At 40.5% G+C, this 7,008-nt stretch carries 5 protein-coding genes; 2 read left to right on the plus strand and 3 right to left on the minus strand.

All coding sequences use genetic code 11. The features are described 5' to 3' along the window. Positions 1–310: 310 nt before the first annotated feature. Together R1T16_RS17015 and R1T16_RS17020 are read left to right on the plus strand one after the other, a co-directional pair. Complete coding sequence (locus R1T16_RS17015; RefSeq protein ID WP_317502336.1) at positions 311–1,108, plus strand: polysaccharide deacetylase family protein; 798 nt, start codon at positions 311–313, stop codon at positions 1,106–1,108. A gap of 94 nt (positions 1,109–1,202) precedes the next feature. Further along, a complete protein-coding gene (locus R1T16_RS17020; protein WP_317502337.1) occupies positions 1,203–1,727 on the plus strand; it encodes a hypothetical protein in 525 nt (174 codons plus the stop codon). A 490-nt stretch (positions 1,728–2,217) separates the two neighbouring features. Here R1T16_RS17020 and R1T16_RS17025 read toward each other — a convergent pair whose 3' ends face one another. From R1T16_RS17025 to R1T16_RS17035, 3 genes are all read right to left on the minus strand, one after another. Then, on the minus strand, positions 2,218–2,436 hold the full coding sequence (locus tag R1T16_RS17025) for a hypothetical protein (RefSeq protein WP_317502338.1): 219 nt from the start codon (positions 2,434–2,436) through the stop codon (positions 2,218–2,220). A 103-nt stretch (positions 2,437–2,539) separates the two neighbouring features. Then, positions 2,540–6,199 carry a phosphoribosylformylglycinamidine synthase gene (purL, locus tag R1T16_RS17030; RefSeq protein ID WP_317502339.1) on the minus strand — a complete coding sequence of 1,220 codons (3,660 nt, stop codon included), beginning with the start codon at positions 6,197–6,199 and terminating at the stop codon, positions 2,540–2,542. 123 nt (positions 6,200–6,322) lie between these two features. Next, positions 6,323–6,904 (minus strand): hypothetical protein, encoded by a 582-nt coding sequence (locus tag R1T16_RS17035; protein ID WP_317502340.1) that lies wholly within the window; start codon positions 6,902–6,904, stop codon positions 6,323–6,325. Between the last annotated feature and the right edge of the window lie 104 nt (positions 6,905–7,008).

Raw genomic sequence — 7,008 nt, forward strand, 5'->3', positions numbered from 1 at the left:
GTAATTGTGTGGGAGCAAATTAAGTCAAAGGGAGTTGGAGCCGTATTTTTAGCATTGCAAAAATACCGATAAATCTTAATAGAGGTGGGTTTGATATAAGGGGTTATAGTTGCTATATTTTTTATAGGGTCTAAGAAATAAAGTCTGACCTCTGCGTTTTTGGCAATCGGGATTAGCTCGCTGAGATACCCCATAAATTCAAATGTGGTTTTTAAATCTCAATAGTGTAGGAGGCGAAAAAATACCTTAGGCTTTTCACCAGCATAGTTTTGAAAATAATGTTTTACTTTTACTATTTAATACCTAAAATATGTCAATCAGATACTTTAAAATCACTTTGTTTACAGCATTTTTTGCCTGCTCCTTTATGTCCTTTGCCCAAACCCAACGAAACTGGAACAGTAAGAAATGTGCTGTTGTACTTACTTATGACGATGCCCTAAATATACATCTCGATAAGGTCGTCCCGATGCTTGACAAGTATAACTTTAAAGGAACTTTTTACCTTATAGGCGCTTCGCCTAACGTTGGTAACAGAATTGAGGAATGGCGCAAAGCGGCAAAAAAAGGCCACGAACTGGGCAATCATACCCTGAACCATCCATGCGATGCAACCCTGCCGGACAGGGGATGGGTGGGTGCTGAAACCGACCTTTCTAAATATACCGTGGCGCGTGCCGTTAATGAAATCAGGGCAACTAATGCTTTGCTAAAAGCGATTGATGGCAAATCCGAGCGAACATTTGCTTATCCTTGCGGCGATACGAAAATAGGTAATGAGTTTTTTTACACTCAGGTAAAAAATGAATTCGTGGGAGCAAGGAATGGAGAACCTGCTTATCCGTCAATCAAAGAAGTTAATCTTGATAATATTACCGGCTTCGTTGAGATAAACAGTACGGCCGAACAAATGATCGCAAAAGTGGAGAAGGCAGAGGAAAAAGGTTCGTTTGTAGTTTTTATTTTTCACGGGGTTGGAGGGGAACATTCGCTCAATATCGAACTTGAAGAGCACAGGAAATTGCTGGACTACCTTAAGAAAAACGAAAAAGATATTTGGGTTGCCCCGATGGTAGATGTGGCTAAGTTTATCAGGGCGAAACAATAGTTTCAAAGTTTAAGATGGTAGCGTATTCTCACGTTAGCCCTTTGTGTAATTTGAGGGAATTCTTATATTTACCAACCAATTTAAACCAACTACCATGAAACCATGTACCCGATGCAGTAACACCCTTACTGCCGATGCGACCTACTGCCATGTTTGCAATAGCGAACAAACCGAAGTTAAAGGATTTGACGATTTTGATGCGTCGCCACCAGCAAACTCCACTTTTCTTAAAGTATTGTGTATCCTGACAATAGCGGGAGCAGGTATCAGCCTTATCAGCGTGGTTTTTAATTTGGTTAAAAAACCAGATCATACCTTAGGTATAATTGTTCCGGCATATACTTACGTTATAGGGGTAGTTGTAGCCTTAGGAAAAATAACGGGTGCATCACTAATGCTTAAGAAAAAGCTTAACGGGCTGTATATCTACACTGTAGCAGCTGTTATAAGCTTAGGGTCGGCAATTTATTCAACGTTTACCGTTTCAGACCAACTTGGAAGCTTATCAAACACTATGGCTTCTTCTATCGTGATAGTAAGTGCAGTCGTAAGCATGTTTTTTATCCTAACCTTCATAGTTATGTTTTGGCTGCCAATAAATAAAAAGCATTTATCGTAATGAAAAGATGACATAAATGATAAACGCCTCACAGTGATGTGGGGCGTTCCTGTTCAGCCCCGGGTTCGATTCCCGGCGATTCTAAAATGCTATTACTTTTGTTTTATATAATGTTTTACTTTACCTGCACGGATTGAAAATAGCGCTGTAAGGGTTTAGGATAAATGTTTTTATCGATATGCTAAAAATGTGATAAGCAATAAATATATACAGCAATTAAAATAATGTATGTGGCAATACGCATAGCAAATCTATATGTTTTAAATAACCGGTAAGCACTATTAAATGTATACCACCGAAGAGGGCATAAGCACCTAACCAGTATATTTTTTCGCTTTTGTATGCCATATCACCAACTGTGCCAGATCCGTAAATACTGAATTGTATAAATACAGTGACTAAAACCAGTAAATATGGCACTGCTATATTGAGGATAATGATTAGTATTTGTTTTGCTGTTTTCAGTTGTAATGTATTAAACAGAATATTTTTATAAAATATCCCCTGTATCTTTAATCTCTCTTTTTACCGCATCAATTTTATTATTGAGAATATTTACTACTGTAGAAAAAACGATTGTAAAAAACACTAATATTGAAACATCGTTCCTATTGCTGTCATTTGTCGCCTTAGTAAACAGGGTATAGCCTATAAATGCAGCTGCAATTATTACTACAAATTTTATTGATATTAATTTTTTTAAAGTCATGTTTAAAATTTGATGTAAATATATAAAAACGCCCCACATTGCTGCAGGGCGTTAGCTTTATAGTGTCGTAATTTTCAAATCATCAAATTACCATATCAACAAATTATCGTTGCTCAATCCACTTGCGTGCATTAACAAACGCTTCGTGCCATGGCGAAACCTCGTCAGTGCGGCCTTCAGGGTAGTAGGCCCAGTTCCACTGGAACATAGAGCGCTCAATGTGCGGCATCATAACCAGGTGGCGGCCATTATCGCTTGCCATCATTGCAATGTCAAAGTGAGAACCGTTAGGGTTTGCAGGATATCCTTCGTAACCATATTTAGCCACTACGTTGTAACGGTCTTCGCTGTATGGCAGGTTAAATTTACCTTCGCCGTGAGAGATCCATACACCCAGTGTGCTGCCGGCTAACGTAGAAAGCATCACCGAATTGTTCTCCTGTACCTTTACAGAAGTGAATCCGCTTTCGTGTTTGTGGCTGTCGTTATGAAGCATCTTAGGTTTTTCTTCGTGGTCAGGGTTTATAAGCTCAAGCTCTACAAACAGCTGGCATCCGTTACAGATACCTACAGATAGAGTATCTTCCCTTTTAAAGAAATTGTCAAGCGCAGCTTTAGCCTTTTCGTTATAAAGGAAAGCACCAGCCCAGCCTTTAGCCGAACCGAGAACATCTGAGTTAGAAAAACCACCTACAGCGCCTATGAACTGAATATCTTCAAGTGTTTCACGGCCTGAGATAAGGTCTGTCATGTGTACGTCTTTTACATCAAAACCGGCAAGGTACATAGCGTTTGCCATTTCACGTTCAGAGTTAGAACCCTTCTCACGGATAATAGCAGCCTTTGGCCTTGGTTTAGATGCATCAATAGCCACTTTCTTACCGTCAAAATGAGCAGGGAAAGTATACTGAAGCGGTTGGTTCTTGTAGTTGTCAAAACGCTCCTGTGCTTTTTGTTTGCCACTTTGTTTCTGATCTAAAAGGAAAGAAGTCTTAAACCAGGTATCCCTTGTTTCGGCAACATCAAAAGTAAGGTTGGCATCACCGTTTTTGATAGTAATGGTTCCACCTTCTTTTGGCTGACCTATTTTTGTGAACGCTACATTATTCTTAGTAAGTTCTGCTTCTACAGAATCATCTGCCTGTATAACGATAGCAATGTTTTCAGCGAATAAAGTTTTAACCGTATCTGCCTCGTTAAGGCCTGTAAGGTCATATTCAGCGCCAAGGTTAACCTGAGGGAAACTCATTTCAAGCAGGGTAGTAATAAGTCCGCCGCTGCCTATGTCATGGCCTGCAGCAATTTTACCCGCTTTGATAAGATCCTGGATAACGTTGAATGTATTTTTAAAAGAAGCTGCATCTTTAATAGTAGGTACATCATTACCTACTTTGTTCAGCACCTGTGCAAAAGACGATCCGCCAAGTTTGTACGCATCGCCCGAAAGATTGATGTGGTAAATGTTGCCGCCATTCTTTTTAAGTACAGGCTCAACAACTTTAGAGATGTCGTTACAGTTACCTGCAGCCGATATAATTACAGTACCCGGAGCGATTACATTTGCATCAGGGTATTTTTGTTTCATAGATAATGAATCTTTACCGGTTGGGATGTTAATGCCTAGTTCGATAGCAAATTCAGAACAAGCCTCAACAGCTTCGTAAAGCCTTGCGTCTTCACCTTCGTTTTTACAAGCCCACATCCAGTTAGCCGAAAGCGAAACACTTTTAAGTCCGTCTTTCATTGGCGCCCAGATGATGTTGCTCAACGACTCTGCAATGGCAGTACGGCTTCCCGCAGCAGGATCTACAAGTGCAGCGACAGGCGAGTGGCCTATAGTTGTTGCGATACCCTCTTTACCTGCATAGTCAAGTGCCATAACACCTACGTTGTTTAGCGGAAGCTGGATAGGTCCGGCAGTTTGCTGTTTAGCTACTTTACCACCTACACAACGGTCAACCTTATTGGTTAACCAGTCTTTACAGGCAACAGCTTCAAGCTGCAGTACCTGGTTTAAGTATGTGTGTATCTTATCCTGAGAATAGTCAGGGTTAGCATAGTTTACAGCAACGCTTTTATCTGCCATGATGGTTTTTGGCGAAGAGCCAAACATATCTTCAAGGGCAAAATCCATTGGTTTGGCACCTGTAGTAGCCGACTCAAATGTAAACCTGTGGTCACCTGTAACATCGCCTACTTCATACATTGGCGAACGCTCACGATCTGCAATGCGCTGAAGTGTATCGATGTCTTTTTGGCCAATCACAAGTCCCATACGCTCCTGCGACTCGTTGCCTATTATTTCTTTAGCCGAAAGGGTAGGGTCACCCACCGGCAGTTTGTCAAGGTCTATTTTTCCCCCTGTTTCCTCCACAAGTTCAGAAAGGCAGTTTAAGTGGCCTCCTGCACCGTGATCGTGAATAGAAACGATTGGGTTGTTTTCGCTTTCTACCAGTCCGCGAACGGCATTAGCAGCACGTTTTTGCATCTCAGGGTTAGAACGCTGAATAGCATTAAGCTCAATACCTGAACTGAAAGCACCTGTATCGGCAGATGATACTGCTGCACCACCCATACCAATACGGTAGTTTTCACCACCAAGTATAACTACTTTATCGCCAACCTGTGGTTTTAGTTTTTTAGCCTGGCTTTCTTTACCATAACCGATACCACCTGCAAGCATGATAACTTTATCGAAACCAAGTTTTCGGGCATCTTCTTCGTGCTCAAAAGTAAGTACCGAACCCGTAATAAGCGGCTGCCCGAATTTGTTACCAAAGTCAGACGCACCGTTAGATGCTTTTATAAGGATGTCCATTGGGGTTTGGTAAAGCCATTTACGCTCATCCATACCTGCTTCCCAAGGGCGGTTTTCTTCAAGTCTTGAGTACGATGTCATATAGACAGCTGTACCTGCTAATGGAAGCGAACCCTGTCCGCCTGCAAGCCTGTCACGAATCTCACCGCCACTACCTGTTGCAGCGCCATTAAAAGGCTCTACCGTAGTAGGGAAGTTGTGTGTTTCAGCTTTTATAGAGATAACCGAATCAAATTCTGTTACCTGATAGTAATCAGGCTTATCGGCTGTTTTAGGAGCAAACTGCTGTACGCGAGGGCCTTTTACAAAAGCTACGTTGTCTTTGTAAGCCGATACGATATCGTTAGGGTTTTCCTGCGATGTCTTTTTGATAAGTTTAAATAGAGAAGAAGGTTTTTCTTCGCCATCTATAACAAATGTACCGTTGAATATTTTATGACGGCAGTGCTCAGAGTTTACCTGAGAGAAACCGAATACTTCAGAGTCGGTCAATTTCCTGCCTAGTTTCGTGGCAAGGTTCTCAAGGTATTCTACCTCGTCGCTGCTAAGCGCCAGGCCTTCTTTCTCGTTAAAGGCAGCAATATCGCTAACTTCAAGGATAGGTTCAGGCTGTATGTTTATAGTGTAGATTTCCTGGTTAAGCCCGTTGTATTTCTGCGAAAGCATAGGATCAAAATCCGTTGCCTCTTCGGTAGATTTTACAAACTCCTCAATCCTGATGATACCGCTGATGCCCATGTTCTGGGTAATCTCTACAGCATTGGTACTCCAGGGAGTGATCATGGTAGCGCGTGGCCCAACAAAAAAATCCGTCAGGGCGGATTTTTCTATCTTATGTGCGTTACCAAAAAGCCAGTTAAGTTTTGAAATGTCTTCTGCTGATAGCTCGTTTTGCGATTGTACTGCAAAAACCGTATTCGTCTGGTTTCCGAAGAAATGAATCATTACAATTGTAGTTACGTGTTGAGTGTGCAAAATTAATCTAATTTTCTAAGAAACACAAACTTTACATACGGTATAATGTGATGTAAAAAATGGTGAAAGGGATGCTGGAAATTATAGTCAGAATTATATTTGGTTACTTGCAATTGGTTGTGCTTCTATAAATAATGTGCAATCGTTTTTAAATTCATAACAACGGTCATATAATATTGCCGCTCCTCCATTTTTTACAACTTCTTTTACCATTGCGTATATCTTTTGCCCTCCAGCCGGGTCAACGCCTACAAGATCAAAAACTATATTGGTTGTCCATGATAATGTTGAATATATAGAAATCATTCGCAGAGGAGTACGGGGTATTTTAATTAGTTTGGTTTTAGGCGTAAGCCAATCAAAGTCGTTATATACTTTATTAAAAACCGAGTTTTTCTGGTTAGCATTTTTTCTGAACCATTTTCCAACTGTGGTTGGAAACAAGGTCTCTAAGAAAGAATGAAGCTTTAAAAAATGACCGGCATATTTTAAAGGAATGTCGACAACTGCAACTTCGGTATTTCCTATATTAGTGAGAATAGAATTCAGTTCCCTTGTCATATCAAATAAATCCTGTCCCTCAGGAAGTTTAATGACGACAAGCTCACCCTCAGATAGCGTGAATGAAGGAACTATAAAATTACCAATTTGCTGTTCTTTGAATTGTATTAGCATGCGACAGATTTTAATCAAATATATTAATGACTAGTCCTAAAATAGGTTGACTATTTTTGATTATACAAATTTGGTAAAAGTTCAGGCATTTTCAAGATGTCTGA

It is taken from the genome of Flavobacterium sp. DG1-102-2, assembly GCF_033042555.1.
Classification (GTDB): Bacteria; Bacteroidota; Bacteroidia; order Flavobacteriales; family Flavobacteriaceae; genus Flavobacterium.